We start from the raw sequence: 26,337 nt of genomic DNA on the forward strand, positions 1-26,337 counted from the left end.
TGCCGGGCTAAATACCCTCGCCATACATGTGCTCACCAAAGGCTGCTTCGCCTAGCGTCTGGTCCATAACGCGCGATGGCTCGGAACAACCACTTTCCCCGACAACCTTTGCCGGTACACCAGCTACCGTCGCATTATTCGGCACAGGTTTCAGCACGACAGAACCAGCCGCAATTTTTGAGCAATTGCCAACTTCGATATTGCCCAGAATTTTCGCACCCGCTCCGATAAGCACACCATGGCGAATCTTAGGGTGACGATCACCACTGGCCTTGCCCGTACCGCCCAGCGTTACGCCATGCAGAATCGAAACATTGTCTTCAATGACAGCCGTTTCGCCCACCACAAGCCCGGTCGCATGGTCAAGGAACAACCCACTGCCAAACTTTGCAGCCGGATGAATATCAGTCTGGAAGATCGAAGACGAACGGCTTTGCAGGTAATAAGCAAAATCCTTACGACCTTCTTTATAAAGCCAATGAGCCAGACGATGCGTCTGGATGGCATGAAAACCCTTCAGATAAAGAATTGGGTCCATAAAACGGCTGTAAGCCGGATCGCGGTCATACACGGCCTGTATATCGACGCGCACTATATGCGACCATTCCGGATTGGCTTCAAACATCGCATCAAAAGTCTGACGCAGGATATCCGCGCTCAGATCCGCATGACCAAGACGTTCGGCAATGCGATGCATCACTGCATCTTCGAGCGTCGATTGATTGAGGATCGTCGCATACAGAAACGTTCCAAGCACGGGATCGTTCTTGGCCGCTTCCTCCGCTTCAGCGCGAATGGAATGCCAGATCGGATCAACCTGCCCCAACGAAGGGGACAATTTTGCGTTCGAACGAACGGACATCATGCATACTCCAATTTTGCTCATTGCAGACAATTGAACACTCCCGTTGCCCATAAAGCCTGCATTGCAATGCGAGTTCGGCAGACAACATATCTCAAAATGCCGTGCCTTTACACCGCATAAATCTTATCGCTGTCGTTAGCGTATCGCGCCCGAACTCAGAGAGGGTTTTCTTCGAGAAAGGCCAGAACACCTTTCTTATAAATCTTGTCACCCACCGCCAACATGTGGTCACGGTCAGGAATATCGAGCGCCCGGCCATTTGGCAGCATATCTGCCAACTCTTGAGCGCTCCCTGCAATATCATCTGTCGTGCCCACCGCTACAAGGACCGGCTGCATGATGCGCGCAATTGCCTCGGCAGAAACCAGTTCCTTGGATGTAATGACACAAGCCGCGAGCGCAATTCGATCACTCTTGGTCTGGTCGGCAAATTTACGGAACATCATCCCGCGTGGATGCGTGATGGTCGATGGATCTTCTGCAAGAAGTGCTTCACCAATTGGCTCCCAGTCGCCCGCGCCCGTCACCATGCCGATGCCAAGACCGCCAAACACGGCGCTATGAACACGTTCGGGGTGCTCGATTGCCAGAAACGCAGTGATGCGCGCGCCCATCGAATATCCCATGACATGCGCTTTTTCGATACCAAGATGATCGAGCAGAGCCGCGGCATCACCCGCCATGGCGCTCGGTGTGTAATCCGCTGCCTCATGGCTCTTTGCAGAAAAGCCGTGGCCACGATCATCGATGGCGATCACGCGATAACCTGCTTCAGTCAAAGTGCGGAACCAACCCGGCGACACCCAATTGACGATGCTTGACGAGGCAAAGCCGTGAATGAGCAGGATCGGATCGCCCTCTCCGTCCTGACGATACGCAAGACGCAGACCATCATGTTCGAAATATTCGATATCGAGCGCGCTCAATTTTGTATTCCTTTTGAATTTCAGAATGCGGGATTTTTGACAGGCTTAACTGCGACACTCACCACAAATGGCCTTGTGGATCGCACTGTCACCACGCTTGATACCGGTTCGTTTAACAGTCCCGGCCAGAAGTTCAACCACATAAGCCGCAGGCCCTTGCGAAGAAATGATGGCCTCGGAGAACGGTTCTGCATTTTCATGGATCGCCGACACATGGCCGGTATCCTCAAGAAAAACCATATCCAGCGGCGAAGGCGTGTTCTGCATCCACATCATCACGCTCCGCATTTCGCCGAAAACAAAGAGCATCGCGCGGTCTTTCGGAAAATCGGTTCGCCACATCAGACCACGCATACGCGCTTCATCTGTAGCAGCAATCTCCAACCCGAATGAAACCTTGCCCTTTGAGGTAACGAAGGTCAGCGGTTCTTTATCCAAAGGCAATAGCATTGGCTTGGTTTCCTGCGCATGGGCAGAAACAGCAAAAAATAGAAAAGCGAATGCGAAAAGAATCCGGCCCATACCCTGCTCTCGTGCTGCGCGTTCGTGCCAATTGCGCTGTCACGGGCGCTCACGAATGGTGCGATTGAGCCGCGAAGATAACAACGAGGTTGTAGTACGGCAAGACTAAGTCGCCAGCATCACCCGGTTGTTACAGAATATGAAATGGGAGTTCGATCATCTCCAGCAAAAGTGCGAAACGTTTTTGCGTTGGATGATGCATTAAGCGAAGAGATAGAGTGATTCTATGAGCTTTGGTGGGCTGCTCAATGAGAAACCGGAATCGCCGTGCCAATATCTGGATGGATTTCCGCAGCCATGAGGCCCTTGTCTCCATTGCCGAAACGGATCAGAACGACTTGACCGGGGCGCAGTTCCATCATGCCGAAGCGACGAAGCGTTTCCATATGAATGAAAATATCTTCTGTGCCCTCGCCGCGCGTCAGAAAGCCGAAGCCCTTGGTGCGGTTGAACCACTTCACAATCACGCGCTCCAGTCCGCTTGATGGCGTAACCGTTACATGCGTGCGTTGTGGCGCCATCTGAGCCGGATGAACTGCTGTAGACGTATCCATGGAAAGAACGCGGAAGCACTGCATACCACGATCGCCATTGCGCACTTCACAAACGATACGCGCGCCTTCGAGCGCTGTTTGAAAGCCATCGCGGCGAAGCGATGTGACATGAAGGAGAATATCGGAAAGCCCAGGCTGGTCGGGAACGATGAAACCGTACCCCTTTGCAACGTCGAACCACTTGATGTGGCCGGACACTTCAATAAGTTCGCCTAGCTCTTCTGAGGAGGCCTGACTGCGAAACTGGTCATTCGACACAGATTTGTCCGCCATGCGCTCGTCCCTCCTCTTTTGTTCCGTTGCGATTCTGTCCTGATTCTTGCCCAAAGAATAACACTTCCTTAACCGGAGGCGGCAAGCCTAAACTTTTGCTGTCATGAAGATGATCACAGGCTTTGTGCTCTCAGCGTTAATTTGCCAATTTCTAAAATTGAAAATTGCCGTATCAAGCACCTCGTCGAAAACATATGGCAGCATGGCAATTCGACAACTTGTTTACTTGCGTTTTCACGTAAGCCGCCTATCCACGAAATTGCTCTTTCAAGCCGTGCAATGGAAACCGGGCGGAAGGATACGAAAAGCTGAACCATTCTCTGGGGAAAGCGTTAAATCCTACAACCGGCAAACATGCGAACCAGGAGAAGACTATGCGTTATCTGCACACGATGGTTAGAATTCGCGACATTGATGAATCGCTCGATTTTTACGTGAACAAGTTTGGCCTTGAAGAAATTCGCCGGACTGAAAATGAGAAAGGTCGCTTTACGCTCATCTTCCTTGCCGCGCCATCAGACAAGGATAAGGCCAAGGCGGAACGCGCTCCAGAGTTGGAACTTACCTACAACTGGGACCCGGAAACCTATACCGGTGGCCGTAACTTCGGCCATCTCGCTTATGCGGTCGATAATATCTATGAGACTTGCCAGAAGCTGAAAGACGCTGGCGTCACAATCAACCGTCCACCACGCGACGGCCACATGGCTTTCATCAAGTCACCCGACGGCATTTCCATCGAACTGATCCAGAAGGGTGAGCGCCTCGCTCCGCAGGAGCCATGGGCTTCGGCCGAAAATATCGGCAGCTGGTAATCAAGAAAAAGGCCCGGTATCTCGACCGGGCCTTTTCATTAAAACTGTTAGGCTTATTCGGTGCCTTGAATCGCTGCGAGCAACCAGTCGCTACCATCAACGCGGGTGAACGTCCAGACTTCGACGCTTTCAACCGGCTCATCAGGGTTGCCTTCAACGACAGCGCCTGTATTGCGGTCAAGCATAACATCGATAGCCGAGTAACGGATGGCGACAGTCGCATAGTCGACATTGCCTTCACGCCATGCTTCGGAAACATCGCCCTGAAGCAGCTTCACGTCCTTGACTTCATTACGCATACCGCTGGAAGCGATCTCACCCAGTTCTTCAGCCAGGTAGGACATGGCTTCCGGTGTTGCGAGCTTGCGGAGTGCTGCATAATCCTCACGGCCATAAGCGGTCTGGATTTCTGACAGCATCTGCTCGAAGCGATCCAGTTCTTCCTGGCCAACATCCATTGGCTCTTCTTCAACCGCAGCTGCAACCGGGGTCTCTTCCTGCTTAGCGCCAAAGGGATTTACCGAAGGCGTGCGGCTTGTAGTATTTGACGGTGGTGCAGCAGTCTTTGCAGAACCAAAAACCTGTGCAGCATTAAAAGGCTGAGCACCGGCGTTGCCTGCACCCGCTGCTGCCGTCTGACGACGATTTGCAATCATGCGCATGACGAACATCGCGATCAGCGCAATGACAGCGACCTGCAACAGAAGGCCTAACATGCCGGCCATACCGCCAAGGCCATTACCCAGCAACATGCCGATCAGACCACCAACAAGGAGACCACCGAGCATCGAACGGCCGAAATTGCCAAACATGCCGCCAGAACGAGCCGCAGCTGCATTCTGTGTGCCTGCCGCTGCACCCGGACGATTGGTCTGGGTTGCACCTGTATTTGGCGTCATCGAACGTTCCATAGGCGCTGCATTGTTTGGTGCAGTGCGCGTCGGTGCAGGCGCCTGATATGTACGCGCACCACGGCTACCAAAACCGCCCCCGCCAGCACGGCGAGCCTCGGCGAAATCAACAGCGGCAAAAGAGGCTATAAGCCCAAGGACCATTGCAGCGGTCAGTTTGGTCAGGCGGTTTCCGGAACCCGGCATAAGTATCTCCCAATAGAGTAATCACAGAATATATTAGTCCGTGATTATATGGGAATTCGCTCCCCGTTTTCACAAGAGCGTGAAGACAAAAAAGTTGAGAAAATTCAAATAGGCACAGCTGCATCCAGAATCTGTATCTGAGGAGTGACTGAACCGTTCCAGTGATTGAGCGAAAGATTCCCAACAATATGGACACTCTGACCGATATTATTAAACAAAAACCGCCCCAGATCGCCTTCAGCAACGCGGAAGGCGATCGCGTTGACGCGTTTGCCATCTGCGCCACGCAGAGCAACACGCACATGATCCCGTCCAACTAAACGCACATCCGCCAATATATGATGCGGAAGTGCAAGCACCGGCTGTGGATGCGCTGAGCCGAAAGGACCAGCTTTCTGCAACGATTCATAAAGCGAAACAGTCGCGCCCGAAGCAGCAACCGCCCCGTCAATCGAAAGACTCTGATTTTCACGAAGCCTTGCGACCGTATCAGCCGATTCTTCCTCAAGATATGCACGAAGCGCACCAAGCTTGCCGCGCTCAATGGTAATACCAGCTGCCATGGCGTGACCACCGCCCTTTACCAGCAACCCGCGCTCCATCGCACCGCGAACCAGTTTGCCAAGATCAAGTCCGGAAATAGAACGCCCCGACCCCGAGCCAATGCCATTCGCATTAAATGAAATGGCAAAGGCAGGCCGACGCGCCTTTTCTTTGAGCCGCGATGCCAGCAATCCGACGATACCCGGATGCCAGCGATCACTTGCCGTCACAATCACCGATGCACCTGCACCGCCTGAAAGCTCAAGTGAAGCTTCCGCTTCGGCCTCAATCAGCATTTCGGCTTCCATAGCCTGTCGCTCCAGATTGAGTCGGTCGAGTTCTGCGGCAATTGGATCAGCAGCGGTTGAATCGTCCAGTGTAAGCAACCGAGCGCCCAGCCCTGCATCACCAATACGTCCCCCGGCATTGATACGCGGGCCGATCAGATAACCAAGATGGAAAACATTGAGCGGCTCTCCAATGCGCGAAACCCGGCCAAGCGCTGCCAGTCCCGCATTGCTCTGGCTACGCGCAACCAGCAGCCCCTTCACGACAAAAGCGCGATTGACACCTTTCAGCGGAACCACGTCACAAACTGTCGCAAGTGCCACCAAATCGAGCAGCGAAAGAAGGTCCGGCCCGGCCCCCTTCCCGCGTTCGCGCAAAACTTTTGTCACCTGAACAAGCGTCAGAAAAACAACGCCCGCGGCGCACAGATGCTCCTGCTGTGAAATATCGTCTTCGCGGTTCGGGTTGACGATGGCCACCGCATCATCCGGTAGATCACCGCCCACCTGATGGTGGTCGATAACCACGACATCGGCACCAGCTTCTTTTGCAGCCGTAATCGACGGCGCGCTGTTGGTGCCGCAATCAACCGTCACGATTAACGAGGCGCCCTTTGCGACCAGTTCACGCATGGCATCGGGGTTCGGGCCGTAGCCTTCAAAGATACGATCCGGAATATAGATTGAATGCGCGATACCATAATGTTTCAGAAACCGCGCCATAAGGGCGGATGAACATGCGCCATCAACGTCATAGTCACCGAAAATCGCAACCGTCTCGCGCCGCATGATAGCGTCGGCGATGCGGTTTGCGGCTTTATCCATATCGGTCAGCATCGCTGGATCTGGCATCAGATTGCGCAAGCTCGGATCGATAAACTCCGGCGCACCTTCAACAGAAACCCCGCGCCCTGCAAGCACGCGCGATACCAGATCGGAAATGCCATGATGCTGCGCGATTGCGAGCGCCGTATTGGCCTCACGAGGCCCGAGCCGGTCCATCCACTTCTGGCCAGTGACGGATTTCCGGATACCAAGAAAAAAGCGTTCTGTTGTCATGGTTTCTTAAAGACACAAAAGGCGACATTTTTGCAATGCCGCCTTTTAAACAACCCTATGATAGCTCTGTTAGAACTTCGACAAATCCTGATGCCGTGCCTTGATTTCACGAACCGTCTGCGAACTTGAGCGCATGACGATTGTGTGGGTCTGGATATAATCACGGGCGAACTTGACGCCAGAAAGCATATTACCATCCGTCACACCGGTTGCAGCAAAAAGCACGTCGCCCTTCGCCATCTCTTCCAGCGTATAGACCTTTTTCGGGTCTGAAATGCCCATCTTGGCCGCGCGTGCGATTTTCTCATCAGAATTAAGCTGAAGTCGGCCCTGCATCTGGCCGCCAATGCAACGCAATGCAGCAGCTGCCAGCACACCCTCCGGCGCACCACCGATACCGATATAAATATCGATGCCGGTTTCATCCGGATTGGTCGTGTGCATAACACCCGCAACGTCACCATCGCCGATCAAACGAATGGACGCACCAGTCGCACGCACTTCTTCGATCAGACGCGCGTGGCGTGGACGATCCATAATGCAGGCCGTAATTTCATGTGGCTTTACGCCCTTGGCCTTTGCAATGGCCATGATGTTGTCGGTAGGTGTTGCATCGAGATCGACAACGCCCTTCGGATAACCTGGACCAACAGCAATTTTTTCCATGTAAACATCTGGCGCATAGAGCAGATTCCCCTTCTCAGCGATGGCGATAACAGCCAGCGAGTTCGGAAGATTCTTGGCGCAAATCGTCGTACCTTCCAGGGGGTCGAGCGCAATATCGACATCAGGCCCCTGCTTGGTGCCAACTTCTTCACCGATATAGAGCATCGGCGCTTCATCGCGTTCGCCTTCACCAATTACGACGGTACCAGCAATCGGCAGACGATTAAGCTCCTGACGCATGGCGTCAACTGCGGCCTGATCGGCAGCCATTTCATCGCCACGTCCACGAAGGCGTGCTGCAGCCACTGCCGCGCGTTCTGCCACACGAACGAGTTCGAGTGTGAGAATGCGATCCAGTCCCTGGGCTGATCCATGCGGTTGCTGCTCTGCGGTCTTGGCCATGTGAACAAAGTCCTGAATTCGAATGAGGTTGCTGCGTCGACAGAACGACAGTGTCGTCACTTATAGCGACAATATGCAAATCTTTTGTCAAAGTCCCCTGCCGCCTGCAAGAGAATGAAGGGTAAAAAGATTTTGCACTCAAGCGCTTAATCGATTTAAGGTCACACACTTGGTTTCATGTCTTGGTCGGGCGTGAACGAACACACCCAACCATTGAGACCAGAAAGCTGAAAGCAACCAGAAGAAGCTTCTGCAGATCAACCTAAAGCTGCTTCGAAGAAAAACTCTGGGCTATCAACTTCGACCAGCTTTTTTCTATCGATTACCCAGAAACGATTTCCAACGTTACGCACGAAACTGCGATCATGTGATACGATGAGGCTTGCTGTTTCATCGCTCAACAGTTCTGCTTCCAGCGCTTCTTGCCCATCGATATCCAGATGATTGGTCGGCTCATCGAGAATGTAGAAGTTCGGCTTGGTCAGACGCAGAACCAGCATGGCAAGCCGCGCCTTTTGTCCGCCCGAAAGCCGCGACAAAGGTTTCGCCTGCATCTCAAGCGTCATACCGGCGCCGGCAAGCAAGGATCGTGCTCGCTGGTCGCCGACATCGAAACGCTTCATGATAGTCTCAAATGGCGTCCAGTTACCATTCAGCTCGGATAAAGCCTGATCACTATAGCCCAACACGAGTGAAGGCGGCGCTTTGATGCCCGCAAGCGATTGTTCCGGCTGAAGGATTGCTTCACGAACCAGTGTGAGCAATCGCGTCTTACCCGTACCGTTAGCGCCGAGCAGCACAATTCTGTCACCGGGATTTACCCACAACTGCCCGGTTTTGTAGAGGGGGCGACCGTCAGGAGTCGCGATCTCGGCCTGATCGATAACGATCAGTGCCTTGGCATGGCTACCCCGACCATCGAGCCTGATCTTGCCAGCAGAGCGTTCGACATGAGCTGCTTTCGCGCTTTCCTCGATTTTCTCGGCTCTCGCACGCAACTGCTTGGTTTTCACCACCAGCAAATCACTTCCCGAATTAATGCCTATATTGTTGAGCTTCGCGGCCTGTCTGCGCAATTGCTGGACAATCTTCATGTCCTTTTCAAACTGGCGGGCGTCAGCCGCATCTTTCTCGTCAAGCGCCACACGCGCTTGGCTATAGGGCAACGCAAAGACGAACGACTTATCAGCACGCAGGAAAAGCGTGCGTTTCGTCACCACATCAAGAAAGGCGCGGTCATGACTGCAAACAATGACGGCTACTGAACGCGGGAGCGCATCAAGCCAGTTTTCCAGCAAATGCACCTTCTCAAGGTCGAGATGGTTTGTCGGCTCGTCCAGCAATAGTAAGTCAGGCTCGGACACCCATGTGCGTGCCAGAAGCGCAAGCCGCTGCCAGCCACCACTCAACTGCCGAATTGCAAGTTCACGCAATTCAGCCGGAACATTGAGATCGTCAAGCACAATATCAACACGCCAGCTTTCATAAGCGCGTGCGTCTTCATCCAGTCCGCTGAGAACAACGTCATAGAAAGACAGATCCATCAGATCGTCTGACACATACTGGCTGACATAACCGATTTTGAGCCCACGCGAGCGCGTGATTGTACCGCTGGTGGGCTCACCCTCTCCGACGATCAATCGTAAAAGACTGGTCTTTCCACGACCATTGGCGGCAACGATACCAAGCCTCTCGCCATCGCCTACGACGAAATCGAGGTTTGCAAACAAGGTCTGATGGAGGCTAAGCGAAAGATTCTGAACAGATATAAGAGACATGGCGATAGGCCCAATTTGACCAAGCACTGACGAGCAGTTCTCAAACAGCTTCAATCAACATGCTTGCAAATTTGCGGCTACAGCAATTGAAGCTGAGCCCTCAGAAAAGGCAGAAAAAGACCTTTGTTTCAGTCTTAATCGGCCCTGCACAATTTACTGTTGCAGGGCAAAATCAGGGCCATACTGACGATGACGGTCGTGACGCGTCACATCCATATTACAGCCCTCCTTTTCCAAATTTGTCTCTAAACCGGACTATTCCGATGGGTGCTTCTTAGCAAAGACGTTCCCGCCCTTCAAGAGCGGCGACACTCTTGAATATAATCAGCCTGCGCGTTCGATACGGATCATCTGTGGCTTGTTGACCAGATGATCGTCCTTGAGAATTGCTTCAAGAGCTTTCTTCACAGCGGATTCTGTCGTTTCGTGAGTCACAAGGATGACAGTCTTGATGCCGTCACTTACGTCGCTGTCCATCAAAGGACGTTGAACGATTGACTCAAGCGAAATGTCATTCTCAGCCATACGCTTGGCAATTCCAGCAAATGCACCGATACGATCATAAACCGTCAGGCGAATGAAATAGCCGCCCGCATGCTTGCGCATCTTCGCGCGCTTATATGGCTGCAAGGCTTTCGCAGGTGTTCCGAAAACCGGGCCGTGCTGGAAGCCAGGACGGCTTTTGGCAATATCTGCCAGATCGCCGATCACAGCCGAAGCCGTGGCATTACCACCGGCACCCGGGCCGGAAAGCAGCAGCTCACCCAAGAGGTCAGTTTCGATTGCAACTGCATTGGTCACGCCATGGACCTGTGCAATTACCGACGAGGTTGGAACCATCGTTGGATGCACGCGCTGTTCGATACCGGTATCGGTCTTCTGCGCAACGCCGAGCAGCTTAATACGATAGCCAAGCTCGTCAGCAGCACGAATATCGGCCAGTGAAATATTGCTGATGCCTTCAAGATAAATGTCGTCGGCTGCAATCTGGGTGCCAAATGCAAGGCTTGTGAGCAACGCAAGTTTGTGCGCCGTATCGTTGCCTTCAATGTCAAAGGTCGGATCAGCTTCGGCATAACCGAGACGCTGCGCGTCTGCGAGGCAATCTTCAAACGAAATACCCTCTTCCCACATCCGGGTGAGGATGTAGTTACAGGTGCCGTTCATGATACCGTAAACGCGCGAAACCGTGTTGCCGGTCAATGATTCACGCATCGCCTTGATGACGGGAATGCCGCCAGCAACGGCTGCTTCAAAATTGAGAAGAACGCCCTTATCTTCGGCAATCTTGGCAAGCGCCACGCCGTGCTTTGCGAGAAGTGCCTTATTGGCGGTCACGACATGATGACCTGCACGCAATGCAGCTTCAACAGCCGATCTGGCCGCGCCTTCATCACCACCGATCAGCTCAACGAAAACATCAATATTAGCGCTTTTGGCAAGCTCGATCGGATCGTCAAACCATTCAATGCCACCAAGATCGACACCGCGATCACGAGTTCGATCGCGTGCGCTCACCGCAGTAACTGTAACTTGCTTGCCGCACTGACGAGTGAGCATTTCGGCCTTGTCACGTAGAATACGCAACACCGAAGCACCAACGGTGCCCAGTCCGGCAACGCCGATCCGCAATGCATCACTCATTGTTCTGTCTTTCCGATTCGTTGAATTTCTATGTGGTGGGAAACAAGGGCCGACCAAAAGGCGGCCCCTGCTTTGTCCGGTTAAAATCGCTTAACGGCGACCTTCAAGCGGAATGATGTTCTGCACATTCTCGTCCTTGGCGGACAGGAAGCGCTTGATGTTACGAGCAGCCTGACGGATGCGGTGTTCGTTCTCGACCAATGCGATACGAACATACTCATCACCGTGTTCGCCAAAGCCTACGCCCGGCGCAACAGCCACGTCGGCCATTTCAACCAGAAGCTTGGAGAATTCGAGCGAGCCCAGCGCACGGAAACGCTCTGGAATCGGAACCCATGCGAACATGGTTGCCGCTGGTGGCGGCACATCCCAGCCTGCACGGCCAAAGCTGTCGACCAGCACATCGCGACGCTGCTTATAGACATTCCGAACATAAGCAATGTCAGTACCGTCGCCATTCAGTGCTGCGGTGGCTGCTACCTGAATAGGCGTAAACGCACCATAATCCAGATAGGATTTAACGCGCGTCAGAGCTGCAATGAGGCGTTCATTGCCAACCGCAAAGCCCATGCGCCAGCCCGGCATCGAAAACGTCTTCGACATCGAAGTGAACTCGACAGCAACATCCATCGCACCCGGCACTTCAAGAACCGATGGCGGCGGGTTGTTGTCGTCAAAATAGATTTCCGAATAAGCCAAATCCGACAGAATGATCAGATCATTCTTGCGCGCGAAATCGACCACATCCTTGTAGAAATCAAGGGTAGCAATATAAGCGGTCGGGTTCGACGGGAAGTTAAGGATAAGCGCGAGCGGCTTTGGAATGGAATGCTTGACCGCACGATCCAGCGCACGAATGAAATCCTCATCCGGCTTTGCCGGAATCGAACGGATCACACCGCCCGACATGATGAAGCCGAACGAATGAATCGGATAGGTTGGATCCGGGCAAAGCACGACATCGCCGGGCGCCGTGATCGCCTGCGCCATATTGGCGAAGCCTTCCTTGGAACCAAGCGTCGCAACGACCTGTGTATCCGGGTTGAGCTTCACACCAAAACGACGCGCATAATATTGTGCCTGCGCACGGCGAAGACCGGGAATGCCCTTCGACGACGAATATCGATGCGCGCGCGGGTCCTGAACAGCTTCGCAAAGCTTGTCGACGATGTTCTTTGGCGTCGGCAGATCAGGATTACCCATTCCGAGATCAATGATGTCGGCTCCAGCCGCTCGCGCCGATGCCTTCAGGCGATTTACCTGTTCAAAGACATAAGGTGGCAAGCGACGGACTTTATGAAATTCTTCCGACATGATCCTGTTCCAGAAGGGAGTTGAATGAAACGGCGCGTATGCGCCGGGTTAGGAGCTATACACCTGTTATCGAATCGGGTCGAGACTTGTTACAGTTCTGCGACGAAGCTTTTATAGAAAGAAAAGCCCGCTATTCCCCGGCTTCGATCTGCTTGAGGGTGGCGTCTGTTTCTTCCTGCGCCTGTTTGCGCAAAGCAGCAGCCTGAGCTGGCGTGAGAGCTGCATTGGAAGAACGTGTGGCCGCAAGACGCGTGCGGTCAGAATCAAGGCCGGACATCATCTGCGCCTTCTCTTCGGGCGTAATCTGTGTAGTCGCAGCTTTTGGCATTCGGCCAAAGGTCGGATAGGTATCGGTGCGCTTGGCACCTTCCTGAGGCGTACCCTGAAACTCAGGCCCACCGGCACAACCCGCGAGAAGCGCCACGGCTGTTGCTGCCAGCATGAGATTGGCAAACTTCCGTGTGCTTTTGGTCATATGTCCGGTTCCGATCCTGGTGCTCTGAAGACGCTAGTACATTACTTAGCGCGTCACAGATAGTATAGTGCGGAATGGATAGCACTAACTCGATGCATCATGTCAACAAGTGAGTTGCGATTGGCTTCATTCCGCGGCGACGGATGTATGAATGATAAATAAGTATAACCAAAAATTACAAGCAGTAATATTGTGTTATATCGCTGTAATTGAACGACCTAATAAGCGCTTATGAAACACATAGCACATTCAATAGTTGCGTTTGACAGTTAAAAATCCTAAAAATTAGTTACTACTTATCACTGAGTGATTTGTATATTCACGCTTAAATGCGCCTACATATGTGGTGTAATCGCTATAAAGTGCTGAAAATCTTGGTTTATCTACCCCGGTACAAATGACCGGTTTCCGTGAGTAAAATCGCCTTCTTTAAAATTGGCGAGACTCACATGGGGGATTTGATCTCCCGAAACCAGGCGGGCACGGGCTTCCGGTTCGTCAGACTGATAAATCCCGATAAGCTGATAAAACAGCCGGGACGTCGAGCTGGAGCAGACATTGAAATTTGCAGAACCTTCACACCGGAAGACCGGCAGATTGCTGACAAGCAGCGTAGCTTTGCTCGCACTTGTACTCGCATCCTGCACATCGACTGGCAACGGCACTTCGCCTTTACAAATGACGAACAACGCCGATGGTTCCATGATTGCCGACACTCTTCAAAGTGCTGCCGATCAGACAGTTGCCGCCGAAGTAGCAGCAGACGCAGGTAAGGCTGAAACGAAAAAGGCTGACGCAACGACTGAAACGGCGAAAGCCGCTGTCGCCGAAGCAAAATCAACTGATACAGCACAAAAGCCAGCAACAGCAGCGGCAAACGACGCGCAACCGACCCAAGACGGCTCTATTCAGGTTGCGGCTCTCGCACCACAGACGAAATCCACTTCCCTGTTTGGCATGTTTGGCAAAAAGCCAGCTGAGCCGCCTGTAAATTCAACAACGGCGCCCGAAACAACTGAGACTGCAAAACCTGAAGAGACAAAAGAGCAGGCTACCGCACAGGTAGCTAAGCCTACTGCGGAAGAAGCCAAACAAGCCGAAGCGCCAAAACCTGCCGAATCAGAGAAACCTACTCAAGTGACATCGCTTTTTGGCTCTGCAAAAAATGCCAATGCATATGCAGCGCCCCAGCGCCCCGCCTCAACAGCAAGCCAAGGCAGCATCGCTCGTCTCTTCACCGATGAATCAGCAAACAGCTCTGGTACGTCGCAGAACAAGAAGCTCGCAGTTATAAGGCCAGCCGGAAAATCGAAGCACGAATATAATTACACCCTACCTGGCGTGCGTCCGAACGGCGGCTTCGAGATCAAGCATCGCAAGAGCATCTATGACGACAGCGATATCGATGCGAACGAATATGATGATTACGCATCCGTTCAGCTAGCATCGGCACCGGGTCTTGCGCGGCTCGCACCAAATGGCTTGAAGGTTCAGCGCGAAACAGTCGATGTTGCCTGCCTTAAGCCTCAGCTCGTCACTATGCTGAAGACCATGGAACGGCACTTCCGCAAACCTGTCATGGTCACTTCCGGCTATCGTAGCCCTTCCTATAACCGCAAGGTCAATGGTGCCCGCAAATCGCTTCATATGATTTGTGCAGCAGCCGACATTCAGATTGATGGTGTTTCAAAGCATGAGATCGCCCGCTATGCGCGCAACATGACAGGCCGCGGCGGTGTCGGCACCTATTGCCATACAACCTCAGTCCACGTCGATGTAGGTCCAGAACGCGACTGGAACTGGAGCTGTAAAAAGTAATCACAGCAAATCAAGCCGGACCAAAAGTCCGGCTTTTTTGTTATTTTTCATATAGTTGCCAGATTCCCCACTCCGCTTTTCCAGAAGAAAACGACAATCCGACAAGTTTTTTTTAGAAAAGTTATATTAAGGGCTTGCGAGTCAGGATCTTCCTGAATATAAGCCCACTCACACCAGCAACAGGCGCCCATCGTCTAGCGGTTAGGACAGCGCCCTTTCACGGCGCAGACAGGGGTTCGATTCCCCTTGGGCGTACCACTTGCTGGTTTTTTCTTTTCCAGAATACTATAATCCACAGCTTGCACGTTGAAGGCCACAAGGACCGCCAACGTTTTTCGTTGTTCATGTTGTTTTTGCACAAGCCGCCCTATCTCCTTGTTTTCAAAGAATCATACAGAAAGCTCGCCCACGAAAATTTTCTTTGATTTTTTCTAAAAAAGGACTTGCGCGTCTGAAATTTCCTGCCTATAAGCCGACCCACACCAGCAACAGGCGCCCATCGTCTAGCGGTTAGGACAGCGCCCTTTCACGGCGCAGACAGGGGTTCGATTCCCCTTGGGCGTACCACTTGCTGGTTTTATTTTTCTCCCGAAAAGTTGATATCTTGGTAAGTGACATAGCTTCGACAGCAATGTTACGCACTGTCCGTAAAACTTGAAAATGGACAGCAAGATTATGGCTAAAACCAAAGCAATCGTACCGACCGCCCATGCCAGTCGCTATTTACAGCAGCTGTGCAAACATTGGGCTCATAAATTCACCGTTGAATTCACACCCGAGCATGGTCGAATCGATCTTGGCGAGAATCGCGTGGTACTAATGGATGCTAATCCGGAAAATCTCGTCACAACGGTCGAGGCACCTGAAGAAAGCCTCTCTCAAATGGAAGACGTCGTCGCAAGCCACATCGTGCGCTTTGCGTTCCGCGAAGAACTGGTCTTCAACTGGGTGAAGGAATAGGCGCTTTGGTGCCCGTTCAGCCCTCCGATAAATTGCCCGCAAATTGCCCCGAATAGCCATCTTCACATCACATTGCGGGCTAAATCCCACGCAAAATTCATACCAACACAGAGATGATTTGGTGGTGAAGATGACCAGTGAAACAAGAACAACACTGACACTGCTCAGTGCAGGCCTTATTGCAGCAATGCTTGTGCTCGGCGCAGATATGAGCTGGGCGGACGTCGCCAAGGTACTGTTCTGATACTCCTCCGCACATACTTGCAACAAAGCAATCATGAGCCTACACCGGCTCATGCTTTTTCAAACTCCCCTTGTCACCGGTCGCTTAGAGCGGCGCTATAAAAGGTTTCTAGCCGACGTCACGCTCGACGATGGACGCTTCATCACCGCATCGGTTCCCAACACTGGCTCCATGCTCGGATTGACTGCTCCCGGCTCCCGCGTCTGGTTGAGCGTCTCAGACGCCCCTCACCGCAAATATCCACATACATTGCAGATCGTTGAAGCAGACAACACACTGGTCGGCGTCAATACGGGACTCCCAAACAAGATCGCGGAAGAAGCCATTCTTTGCGGCATGATTCCTGATCTAAAAAACTACGGGCTTCTCAAACGCGAACAGAAATATGGCAAAAACTCGCGGATCGACATTCTACTTGATGAAGGTGAGCAGCCCCGCGCCTATGTCGAAGTGAAAAATGTCCACTTCATCCGCACACCTTCCCTTGCCGAATTTCCCGATACTGTCACCGCGCGCGGTGCAAAACATCTTGATGAACTTGTTGATGTCGTATCCGCTGGATATCGGGGCGTGATGGTGTTTATTATCCAGCGAAGCGATTGCGACAGATTCAGCATCTCAGGCGATCTTGATTCGGCTTATGCCCGCGCATTTGAACGCGCACGAGCGGCCGGGGTTGAGGCTTGGGCCATTCGATGCCAAATAACAGAAAATGGCATCACCGCTGAAACTCTGGTGCCCATTGAATACTGAGCGCATCCCGAATTGTTTAAAACGGTTTCCGGGCAGCGCATGCGTAAGAATAAATGATTAGAGCGCCGGTCTGATAAAAACGGATTTTAAAGCGCTTGAGAAAGACGGATCGAAATGGTGACTTATATCGAAGCGACGAGCGCACCGATGAAATATACTGGGCAGATCAGGCTCTATGGCCCGGACGCCTTTGAAGGTATGCGCAAGGTCTGTAACCTCACCGCTCGTTGCCTTGATGCATTGAATGACATTGTCAAGCCGGGCGTCACGACCAATGAAATCGACCGCTTCGTCTTTGAATTCGGCATGGATAATGGCGCCTTCCCGGCGACACTTAATTATCGCGGCTATACAAAATCGACCTGTACCTCAATCAATCACGTCGTTTGCCACGGCATTCCGGACGATAAGCCTCTCCGTGAAGGCGACATCGTCAACATCGACGTAACCTATCTGCTCGATGGCTGGCACGGCGATTCCAGCCGCATGTATTCGGTAGGTGAAATCAAGCGTGCGGCAGAACGCCTCCTGGAAGTTACCTATGAGAGCCTGCTGCGCGGCATTGCTGCGGTAAAACCCGGTGCAAAAACCGGCGCAATTGGAGCAGCCATCCAGACCTATGCCGAAGGCGAGCGCTGCTCTGTAGTGCGCGATTTTTGCGGCCACGGCGTTGGTCAGCTTTTCCATGATGCACCGAACATTCTGCATTATGGCACTGTCAACGAAGGCGTCGAAATCAAGGAAGGCATGATCTTCACGATCGAGCCAATGATCAATCTGGGCAAGCCGGGCGTGAAAGTGCTGTCGGATGGTTGGACGGCAGTTACACGCGACCGTTCGCTGACGGCACAATACGAACACACTGTCGGCGTTACTAAAGATGGCTGTGAAATATTCACACTGTCACCAAAGAATGTTTTTGGCCCGCCATCCATGCGGTAAGCGTAGTTAGATATTGTCTGTCTGTTTCTGCGGGGGTTTAAACAGAATGGCACCGAAAGATAAAAAAACGGGGAGTTTAGACCTCCCCGGATTCAATGAAGGCATTCAGATCGGCCTGCGGCTCGAAAAGCCGCACCATTTGGGCCACCGTGACAGGCTTCGCCAGCGCTTCAAGGCGGCATCAGATGCGCTCGCGGACTATGAATTGCTCGAACTTCTTCTGTTCCGCGTTATTCCGCGGGCCGGCACCAAACCGATCGTAAAGTCTTTGCTTACCCGTTTTGGCTCTCTCGCCGAAGTTCTTGGTGCACCCGAAAAACTTATTGCCGAAACACCGGGCGTTGGCCCTTCCATAGCGCTTGAACTCAAAATAGTTGAGGCAATAGCCAAACGTTCCGCACGTAGCATGGTGATGGAGCGCGAAGTGTTAGGCTCATGGAGCCAAGTAATCGCATACTGCACGACCGCAATGGCCTATGAAACGCGAGAGCAGTTCCGCGTGCTTTTCCTAGACAAGAAAAATCGCCTCATCGCAGACGAAGTGCAGCAACAGGGAACGGTCGATCACACGCCAGTCTATCCGCGCGAGGTCGTACGACGAGCACTGGAGCTTTCTGCAACCGCGATAATCGTCGTTCACAATCATCCGTCTGGCGATCCAACCCCATCGCGGGCTGACATCGACATGACGAAACTTCTGATCGATGCGGCCAAAGCTTTGAGTATCTCGGTCCACGACCACATCATTATCGGCAAGCACGGCCATATTAGTATGCGAGGCCTGAAACTGATTTAGAGCGCATCTCTAAAAATGCGAAGCGGCTTTCGGAAAAAGATGCGCGTAGAAACAAATGAACAGTACATTTCCAATAACTCAATCAAAACTGGAAATGCTCTATTCTCGGACCTGTGAATGGTTACCATTCATTAAGCATAGGAACGGAAACGCGGGCTTACCTCTACAAATTAGCTCGAATTTTCTTAAATTTAGACACAATCACAAGCGACGAAGCGAATAGTTCAAGGGGCTTCAAATCCGCCCCTGTCATAAGAGTTAAAGTATATTTCTCGTCAGCGTTTTCGGCGGGAAAACTGGAGTAAAAAATGTTGAAGCGTTCTTACATCGCCGCGGCGTTCGGTGCCGCAATCGTTGCCTTTGCTGGCCCGTCCTTTGCTGCTGACATGATGGGCGGCGCGGATTACACCTACAACGAGCCGATTGCATCCGGTCCTCATGACTGGTCGGGCAACTACGTCGGCGCACAGATCGGCGCTTCGTCGTCCCGCGTTCCTGGCCCATTCACGAACCGTACTGGCTTCCTTGGTGGCGCGGTTGTCGGCAAAAATATGCAGAGCGGTAACGTTGTTTTCGGTGGTGAGCTCGAGGGTAACTTTGCAGAAGCTGAACATCGTATCGGCAATGGCGGCAGCCTCCAGCAGTCTTGGAATGCAAATGCCAAGGGCAAAGTCGGCTATGCTTTCGACAAAACATTGGTTTACGGCACTGCTGGCTATGGCGTAACGAAGTTCAAGGCCAAGGATGCAACCACGTCCGCTCCAGGCTGGGAAGGCGGAGCACTGATCGGTGCAGGCGTTGAACAGGCACTTTCTGGTCCAATTTCCATCAAGGCTGAATATGACTTCCAGCGCTTCAACGATGTGAAGTCGAAGGTAAATGGCGTTAGCCAGACGAACAATTTGAAGAATCATTCGATCAAGGCCGGTGTAAACTACCGCTTCTGATTCTTGACGAAGGACACTTCAGTCCAATTTCGCATAAGCTCATTCTGCTTTTGCACAAAAGGCTGCGCTTACCGGCGCAGCCTTTTCTTTTGCACAATTTCTCAGGCTGGAAAGGCTGCAGCGGCTATCGTGCCACCCCTCATGCCACTTGACTTCGCTAGCTCCCAACTTCTTATATATCAACGGTTCGAGTGGGACGCTCATCACCAGTAATTCTCAAGTGAATTCCGGCAGCGTTGAATCCCTATTGGGAACCGGCTTTCAATTGGGTGGCGAGACATATCTTCGCCGTTCAGCTAGGAATGGAAAATGCAGCGCGTTTTTGACGGACATAATGATGTCCTTCTGCGTCTTTGGGAAAACCAGCGCAATGGTGGCGACCCAATCAAGGAATTCATCGACGGCACGTCGATTGGCCACATAGATCGCCCCCGCTCACTCAAGGGCGGTCTGGCTGGCGGTATCTGCGCCATCTACATCCCATCTGGCCACCATATCAAACTGGGTAAGCCAGATCAGAACGGACATTACGAAACGCCGCTTTCGCCTCCACTGGAACGCGCTCCATCTCTTGACATCGCTCTTGAATTTGCTTCGCTGGCACTCCGCCTCGAAGAAGCTGGTGGCTGGAAACTTTGCCGCAACGGCAAAGAATTAGACGAGGCACTGACGAGCGACACATTCGCGGCAGTTCTTCATATGGAGGGCTGCGAAGCCATTGACGCCGATCTGGCAGCACTAGACGTCTTTTACGCCGCAGGACTGCGCTCGCTCGGCCCGGTCTGGAGCCGAAACAATATTTTCGCGCATGGCGTACCCTTTGCATTCCCTATGAGCCCTGACACAGGTCCCGGCCTGACAGAAGCCGGTGAACGTTTGGTCAAGGAATGCAATCGCAAAGGCATCCTCGTCGACCTCGCGCACATCACCGAAAAAGGATTTTGGGATGTGGCAAAGCTGAGCGATCAGCCACTTATTGCCAGCCATTCCAATGCACATACTCTCACCCCTGTCGCACGCAATCTGACAGATCGTCAGCTTGATGCGATCCGTGACAGTAAAGGCCTTGCCGGTCTCAACTACGCAACCACCATGCTGCGCAGCGATGGCATCGAGAATGCAAATACACCGCTTTCAGATATGGTACGCCACGTAGATTACATGGTTGAGCGCATGGGCATCGATTGCGTGGCGCTCGGTTCTGACTACGACGGCGCAACCATTCCAAACGAAATCGGTGATGCAGCAGGTACGCAAAATCTCGTCACGGCGCTGCGGGAAGCAGGTTATAGTGAAGATGAACTCGCGAAGCTTTGCCGCGACAACTGGATAAGAGTGCTTAAACAGGCTTGGCACGAAGCAGCCTGATCGCTCGATAACAAAATCCCAAAACAAAATGACAGAAAGGGAACTAAAATGATGCATTTCGGACGTTTTCGTATTCTTGCAGCCGGTGCAGCTCTTGCTGCAGTTATGGCTGCAAATCCGGCATTGTCGGCAACGCCGGCCGATACACTCGTTCAGGCTTGGGCTATCGATGACACCATCACGCTCGATCCGGCCGAATCCTTCGAACTTTCGCCAGCAGAATTCATCGGCAACGCCTATGACATGCTGGTTCGTCTCGACATCAACGACACATCGAAAGTTGTGCCGGGCGTGGCAGAAAGCTGGACCATTTCTGATGACGGCCTCACCTACACGTTCAAGATGAAGCCGGGCATCAAGTTTGCTTCCGGCAACCCGCTGACTGCAAAGGACGTGGCTTACTCGTTCGAACGCGCTGTTCGTCTCGACAAGAGCCCGGCGTTCATTCTGACCCAGTTCGGTCTCAATGGTGAAAACGTCACGGAAAATGCCAAGGCGGTTGACGACACCACCTTCGTTCTGAAGGTCGACAAGGCTTATGCTCCAAGCTTCGTGCTGAACTGTCTCACCGCTACGATTGGCGCGGTTGTGGATCAGAAGCTGCTTGAAGAGCATTCTGTAAAGGTCACTCCGACTGACGATTATAAGTACGAAACCGACTATGCCGCAGCATGGCTCAAGACCGGCTATGCAGGTTCGGGTCCATTCAAGATCCGTGACTGGCGCGCCAATGAAGTTGTCGTTCTGGAACGCAACGACAATTACTATGGCGAAAAGCCGAAGCTCGCCCGCGTCTTCTATCGTCACGTCAAGGAAAGCGCCACGCAGCGTCTGATGCTTGAATCGGGTGACGTCGATGTCGCACGCAATCTTGAGCCGGGCGATCTGGAAGCAGTTCAGAAAAACAAGGATCTGGCCGTCGCCAGTGCTCCAAAGGGTACCGTTTATTATATCTCGCTCAACCAGAAAAATCCGAACCTGGCTAAGCCAGAAGTTCGCGAAGCCTTCAAATATCTGGTTGATTACGATGCAATCGGCGCTACTCTCATCAAGGGCATCGGCGAAGTTCGCCAGACCTATCAGGCAAAGGGTGTTCTCGGCGCTCTTGACGCTGCCCCCTACAAGCTCGACGTTGAAAAGGCGAAGGAACTGCTCGAAAAAGCTGGTCTCAAGGACGGTCTTTCGATCACCTTCGACGTTCGCAACACACAGCCTGTGACCGGCATTGCCGAATCCTTCCAGCAGTCCGCCGCCAAGGCTGGCGTCAAGATCGAGATCATTCCGGGCGACGGTAAGCAGACGCTGACCAAGTATCGCGCGCGTAACCACGATCTTTACATCGGCCAGTGGGGCATGGACTATTGGGATCCAAACTCCAATGCTGAAGCCTTCACGTCCAACCCGGACAATGGCGACGATGCTTCCAACAAGACGCTCGCATGGCGTAATGCATGGGACATTCCTGCACTGACCGAGGAAACCAAGGCTGCACTTCTGGAACGCGACAACGACAAGCGCGCCGCAATCTATCAGAAGCTTCAGCAGGAAGCTCTTGATCAGAGCCCATTCGTAATGCTGTTCCAGCAGACCGAAGTTGCCGGCGTTCGTGGCGGTGTGAAGGGCTACAAGCTCGGCCCGACATTCGACTCGAACTTCCTCGCACCGATCAGCAAAGACTGATCTGAAGAACGGTCAGACAATTGAGCACGACAACAACTGTAACTAAAAAGAGGGGCGCCCGACGGCGCTCCTCTTCCATCGCTAAAGCGATTGCCAGCTTTCTGGTCATCGTTATTACCACTTATCTCGGCCTTCTGGCCGTCACGTTTTTCATCGGCCGCGTTGTGCCGATTGATCCGGTTCTCGCCATTGTCGGCGACCGCGCACCCGCACATGTGGTCGAGCGCGTGCGTCAAGAGATGGGCTTCAACCTCCCCTATTACCAGCAGTTCTACCTTTATGTGAAAGGTGTCTTGCAAGGCGATTTCGGCACATCGGTACTGACCACAAATCCGGTCATGACTGATATTCGCCGCGTATTCCCAGCAACGATGGAACTCGCAACCATTGGAACGATCATCGGCGCCCTGCTCGGAATTCCGCTCGGTGTTCTGGCGGCAGTCAAGCGCGGCAGCATCATTGACCAGATCGTACGCGTGATCGGCCTTGTCGGCTATTCTGTGCCAATCTTCTGGCTCGGTATGCTCGCACTTCTGATTTTCTATGCGCGCCTCGGCTGGACGTCTGGCCCCGGACGCATCGATATCACGTTCGAATACACCTTCACGCCGATCACTGGCTTTTACCTTGTCGACGCGATCATCCAGCGCGATTGGGAAGCACTGCGCAACATCGTTTCGCATCTCATTCTGCCGTCGGCTCTGCTTGGCTATTTCAGCCTGGCCTATATCAGCCGCATGACGCGTTCCTTCATGCTCAACGAGCTTGAACAGGAATATATCGTTGCAGCACGCGCGAAAGGCATTTCGGAAACCCGCATCATATGGGGCCATGCTCTTCGCAATGCAGCAGTGCCACTCGTGACGGTGATTGCGCTTTCCTATGCAGGCTTGCTTGAAGGCTCAGTTTTGACCGAAACGATCTTCTCGTGGCCGGGTCTTGGTCTTTACATCACCAACTCGCTTCAAAATGCTGACATGAATGCCGTCCTCGGTGGCACAATCATCATCGGGTCGGTCTTTATCGCGCTCAACCTCGTATCCGATCTGCTGTATCGGCTTCTCGATCCAAGGACGCGCGCACGATGAGCCAAATGACAGAAACATCCAATCTTTCGTGGCGCGACTGGCTGCTCTCCGAGCGTCCGCAATCGCGTATGCAGGCACGCCTCGGCCGTTCTTACATGGTCTGGCGCCGCTTTACGGCCAATAAGCTAGCCATTCTCGGCCTGCTCATCATCATTGCATTGCTGCTCGTTGCAGCCTTCGCCAATGTACTGGCACCGCATTCGCCTTATAGTGGCGACTTGGCCAATGCTCGTCTGCTGCCTCCGGGCACACCGGGCTATCTGCTTGGCACCGATGATCAGGGACGTGATATTCTCTCACGCCTTATCTATGGCTCACGCCTGACACTTTACGTCGTCTTGCTGGTTGCCGTCATTGCTGCGCCTATCGGCCTTCTCGTCGGTACAGTTGCTGGTTACGCCGGTGGCTGGGTCGATGCTGTTCTCATGCGCATCACCGATATTTTCCTTGCTTTCCCGAAGCTCATTCTGGCACTCGCCTTTGTCGCAGCTTTGGGACCGGGCATTGAAAACGCCATCATCGCAATCGCGATCACCTCATGGCCGCCCTACGCGCGTATTGCACGCGCTGAAACTCTAACCATTCGCAACTCGGATTATATTTCCGCGGTGCGTCTGATGGGCGCGTCACCTTTCCGCATCATTCTGCGCCATGTGATGCCGCTCTGCACATCTTCGCTGATTGTACGAGTAACGCTTGATATGGCTGGCATCATTCTGACGGCAGCGGGCCTTGGTTTCCTTGGCCTTGGTGCGCAGCCACCATTACCTGAATGGGGCGCAATGATTGCTTCTGGCCGTCGCTTCATTCTCGACCAGTGGTGGGTGGCAGCCATGCCGGGTATTGCGATTCTTGTCGTCAGCCTTGGCTTCAACTTCCTTGGCGATGGCCTGCGTGATGCACTCGATCCGCGGGGTAACAACCAATGAAGCCACTTCTGACAGTTGAAGACCTCCGCGTCACCTTCCCTACCCGTACAGGTGCGATTGAAGCAGTACGTGGCGTAAGCTTTACGCTTGGTCGCGAGCGTCTCGGGATCGTTGGTGAATCCGGGTCCGGCAAATCGCAGACCGGACGCGCGATCATGGGGCTTACCCCACCGCACGCGAAGATCACCGCCAAGAAGCTTGAATTTGACGGAATCGATCTTCTCAATGCGTCACCTCGTGAACGTCGCGCCTTGCGCGGCGGCCGGGTTGCCATGGTGTTGCAGGACCCGAAATATTCGCTCAATCCTGTCATGACTATCGGCAAGCAAATCGCGGAAACGCTGAAAGCACATGGCAAGTTTTCGAGTTCGGAAATCCGCACTCGTTCAATTGCCATGCTGGAAGCCGTACAGATCAGAGATGCTGAACGCGTGATGAAACTCTATCCGCACGAAGTTTCGGGCGGCATGGGACAGCGCGTCATGATCGCTATGATGCTGGTCGCGGAACCGGAAATGCTGATCGCAGATGAGCCAACCTCTGCACTTGATGTGACAGTTCAGCTCGAAGTGCTTGGCATTCTCGACAAGCTCGTGGCAGAGCGCGGCATGGGCCTCATCTTCGTGAGCCACGATTTGCGTCTCGTATCGTCCTTCTGCGACCGCGTCATCGTCATGTATGCTGGTAAGATCGTTGAGGAACTTGCGGCAAGTGATCTTGCAAATGCGAAACACCCTTATACGCAAGGATTGCTGAACTGCATGCCCAAACTCGGAGCTGACCGCCATCCGCTACCCACCTTGCAGCGTGAGGAGGCATGGCGTCTATGAGCACCGCACCAGCTCTCAGCGTCGACAAGATCGACGTATTTTTCGACGAATTCCACGCGCTCAAATCGGTCAGCATCGATGTCGCACGCGGGGAATCTTATGGACTGGTGGGCGAGTCCGGCTCCGGTAAATCCACGCTTCTGCGTGCAGTAGCCGGGCTTGCACCTGTCGACGACGGTGAAATCCGTATTGACGGAAAGCCACTTAAGACACCGCGCGACAAAGCGTTCTACCGCAATGTTCAGATGGTGTTTCAGGACCCTTACGGCTCTCTGCATCCACGTCAGACGGTCGATCGCCTGCTGCTTGAACCGCTTGCAGTGCATGGCATAGGTGATACAGAAAAGCGCATCGTTCGCGCGCTTGATGAGGTGGGCCTGGGTTCAGGCTTCCGTTTCCGCTATCCGCACCAGCTATCGGGCGGTCAGCGTCAGCGTATCGCCATTGCACGCGCACTCATCATCGAGCCAAGTATTTTGCTTCTCGACGAACCTACATCTGCGCTCGATGCCTCTGTGCAGGCTGAGGTACTCAACCTGCTTGAACAAGTGCGGCGCGACCGTAAGCTGACATTCGTTATGGTCAGCCATGATCTCGCAGTCGTTACGCATATGTGTGATCGGTTGGCCGTTATGCGCAACGGTGAAGTTGTCGAGCAGCTTGAAGCCGGTGATCTTGTCAGCGGCAATATCAATGCTGACTATACAAAGAACCTGATGACCGCCAGTGAAGGCTTCAGGCGCTAAAAACAAGGGGACCAAA

Annotated in this window: 24 protein-coding genes and 2 tRNA genes; 15 read left to right on the forward strand and 11 right to left on the reverse strand. The window is 53.0% G+C overall.

Translation table 11 applies throughout. The features are described 5' to 3' along the window. Window positions 1-7: 7 nt before the first annotated feature. The 4 genes from cysE to KMS41_06325 form a co-directional block, all read right to left on the reverse strand. Window positions 8-862, reverse strand: a complete 855-nt coding sequence (gene cysE, locus KMS41_06310; GenBank protein ID QWK78792.1) for a serine O-acetyltransferase — start codon at window positions 860-862, stop codon at window positions 8-10. A 158-nt stretch (window positions 863-1,020) separates the two neighbouring features. Continuing rightward, entirely contained in the window at window positions 1,021-1,791 is a 771-nt protein-coding gene (locus KMS41_06315; protein ID QWK76745.1) for an alpha/beta hydrolase, read from the reverse strand. Between the two features lie 45 nt (window positions 1,792-1,836). Continuing rightward, window positions 1,837-2,313, reverse strand: a complete 477-nt coding sequence (locus KMS41_06320; GenBank protein ID QWK76746.1) for a DUF192 domain-containing protein — start codon at window positions 2,311-2,313, stop codon at window positions 1,837-1,839. Between the two features lie 245 nt (window positions 2,314-2,558). Further along, window positions 2,559-3,140, reverse strand: a complete 582-nt coding sequence (locus KMS41_06325; protein QWK76747.1) for a CspA family cold shock protein — start codon at window positions 3,138-3,140, stop codon at window positions 2,559-2,561. 374 nt (window positions 3,141-3,514) lie between these two features. On the opposite strand from KMS41_06325, the gene gloA reads away from it, so the two are divergent. Further along, a complete protein-coding gene (gene gloA, locus KMS41_06330) occupies window positions 3,515-3,955 on the forward strand; it encodes a lactoylglutathione lyase (GenBank protein ID QWK76748.1) in 441 nt (146 codons plus the stop codon). A 53-nt stretch (window positions 3,956-4,008) separates the two neighbouring features. Here the strand turns inward: gloA and KMS41_06335 are convergent, their stop codons facing one another. From KMS41_06335 to KMS41_06365, 7 genes are all read right to left on the reverse strand, one after another. Further along, complete coding sequence (locus tag KMS41_06335) at window positions 4,009-5,052, reverse strand: Tim44 domain-containing protein (protein ID QWK76749.1); 1,044 nt, start codon at window positions 5,050-5,052, stop codon at window positions 4,009-4,011. A 104-nt stretch (window positions 5,053-5,156) separates the two neighbouring features. After that, window positions 5,157-6,941: a single-stranded-DNA-specific exonuclease RecJ gene (recJ, locus tag KMS41_06340; protein ID QWK76750.1), complete on the reverse strand. Its 1,785-nt coding sequence runs from the start codon at window positions 6,939-6,941 to the stop codon at window positions 5,157-5,159. A 69-nt stretch (window positions 6,942-7,010) separates the two neighbouring features. Continuing rightward, window positions 7,011-8,009 (reverse strand): class II fructose-bisphosphatase, encoded by a 999-nt coding sequence (gene glpX / locus KMS41_06345; protein ID QWK76751.1) that lies wholly within the window; start codon window positions 8,007-8,009, stop codon window positions 7,011-7,013. Between the two features lie 257 nt (window positions 8,010-8,266). Continuing rightward, window positions 8,267-9,787: an ATP-binding cassette domain-containing protein gene (locus KMS41_06350; GenBank protein QWK76752.1), complete on the reverse strand. Its 1,521-nt coding sequence runs from the start codon at window positions 9,785-9,787 to the stop codon at window positions 8,267-8,269. Window positions 9,788-10,111: 324 nt separating this feature from the next. Next, a complete protein-coding gene (locus tag KMS41_06355; GenBank protein QWK76753.1) occupies window positions 10,112-11,431 on the reverse strand; it encodes a homoserine dehydrogenase in 1,320 nt (439 codons plus the stop codon). A 90-nt stretch (window positions 11,432-11,521) separates the two neighbouring features. Beyond that, window positions 11,522-12,745 carry an LL-diaminopimelate aminotransferase gene (locus KMS41_06360; protein QWK76754.1) on the reverse strand — a complete coding sequence of 408 codons (1,224 nt, stop codon included), beginning with the start codon at window positions 12,743-12,745 and terminating at the stop codon, window positions 11,522-11,524. A gap of 130 nt (window positions 12,746-12,875) precedes the next feature. After that, window positions 12,876-13,220, reverse strand: a complete 345-nt coding sequence (locus KMS41_06365; protein QWK76755.1) for a hypothetical protein — start codon at window positions 13,218-13,220, stop codon at window positions 12,876-12,878. 558 nt (window positions 13,221-13,778) lie between these two features. Here KMS41_06365 and KMS41_06370 point away from each other — a divergent pair. The 14 genes from KMS41_06370 to KMS41_06435 all read left to right on the forward strand — a co-directional run bounded on the left by KMS41_06370 (window position 13,779) and on the right by KMS41_06435 (window position 26,321). Then, the gene (locus KMS41_06370) at window positions 13,779-15,038 is read left to right on the forward strand and encodes a DUF882 domain-containing protein (protein ID QWK76756.1); all 1,260 of its coding nucleotides are present in this window, start codon (window positions 13,779-13,781) and stop codon (window positions 15,036-15,038) included. Between the two features lie 183 nt (window positions 15,039-15,221). Next, window positions 15,222-15,296, forward strand: a tRNA-Glu gene (locus tag KMS41_06375). 234 nt (window positions 15,297-15,530) lie between these two features. Next, window positions 15,531-15,605, forward strand: a tRNA-Glu gene (locus KMS41_06380). Window positions 15,606-15,713: 108 nt separating this feature from the next. Then, a complete protein-coding gene (locus KMS41_06385; protein ID QWK76757.1) occupies window positions 15,714-15,998 on the forward strand; it encodes a DUF2218 domain-containing protein in 285 nt (94 codons plus the stop codon). Between the two features lie 295 nt (window positions 15,999-16,293). After that, entirely contained in the window at window positions 16,294-16,995 is a 702-nt protein-coding gene (gene sfsA / locus KMS41_06390) for a DNA/RNA nuclease SfsA (protein ID QWK76758.1), read from the forward strand. 114 nt (window positions 16,996-17,109) lie between these two features. Next, window positions 17,110-17,937, forward strand: a complete 828-nt coding sequence (map, locus tag KMS41_06395) for a type I methionyl aminopeptidase (GenBank protein QWK76759.1) — start codon at window positions 17,110-17,112, stop codon at window positions 17,935-17,937. Between the two features lie 46 nt (window positions 17,938-17,983). Beyond that, window positions 17,984-18,733, forward strand: a complete 750-nt coding sequence (gene radC, locus KMS41_06400; GenBank protein QWK76760.1) for a DNA repair protein RadC — start codon at window positions 17,984-17,986, stop codon at window positions 18,731-18,733. Window positions 18,734-19,041: 308 nt separating this feature from the next. Next, window positions 19,042-19,680, forward strand: coding sequence for a porin family protein (locus KMS41_06405; GenBank protein QWK76761.1), 639 nt, complete (start codon window positions 19,042-19,044; stop codon window positions 19,678-19,680). A 309-nt stretch (window positions 19,681-19,989) separates the two neighbouring features. Further along, window positions 19,990-21,048, forward strand: a complete 1,059-nt coding sequence (locus KMS41_06410) for a dipeptidase (GenBank protein ID QWK76762.1) — start codon at window positions 19,990-19,992, stop codon at window positions 21,046-21,048. 48 nt (window positions 21,049-21,096) lie between these two features. Continuing rightward, window positions 21,097-22,728, forward strand: a complete 1,632-nt coding sequence (locus KMS41_06415; GenBank protein QWK76763.1) for an ABC transporter substrate-binding protein — start codon at window positions 21,097-21,099, stop codon at window positions 22,726-22,728. Between the two features lie 20 nt (window positions 22,729-22,748). Further along, window positions 22,749-23,816 carry an ABC transporter permease gene (locus KMS41_06420; protein QWK76764.1) on the forward strand — a complete coding sequence of 356 codons (1,068 nt, stop codon included), beginning with the start codon at window positions 22,749-22,751 and terminating at the stop codon, window positions 23,814-23,816. After that, entirely contained in the window at window positions 23,813-24,745 is a 933-nt protein-coding gene (locus KMS41_06425) for an ABC transporter permease (GenBank protein QWK76765.1), read from the forward strand. Before KMS41_06420 ends, KMS41_06425 begins: the two co-directional genes overlap by 4 nt. Next, window positions 24,742-25,575 (forward strand): ABC transporter ATP-binding protein, encoded by an 834-nt coding sequence (locus KMS41_06430; protein QWK76766.1) that lies wholly within the window; start codon window positions 24,742-24,744, stop codon window positions 25,573-25,575. Before KMS41_06425 ends, KMS41_06430 begins: the two co-directional genes overlap by 4 nt. Further along, the gene (locus KMS41_06435; GenBank protein QWK76767.1) at window positions 25,572-26,321 is read left to right on the forward strand and encodes an ABC transporter ATP-binding protein; all 750 of its coding nucleotides are present in this window, start codon (window positions 25,572-25,574) and stop codon (window positions 26,319-26,321) included. The genes KMS41_06430 and KMS41_06435 overlap by 4 nt, the downstream gene beginning before the upstream one ends. Window positions 26,322-26,337: the final 16 nt, after the last annotated feature.

This window comes from Ochrobactrum sp. BTU1 (genome assembly GCA_018798825.1).
In the GTDB taxonomy this organism is placed as follows: Bacteria; Pseudomonadota; Alphaproteobacteria; order Rhizobiales; family Rhizobiaceae; genus Brucella.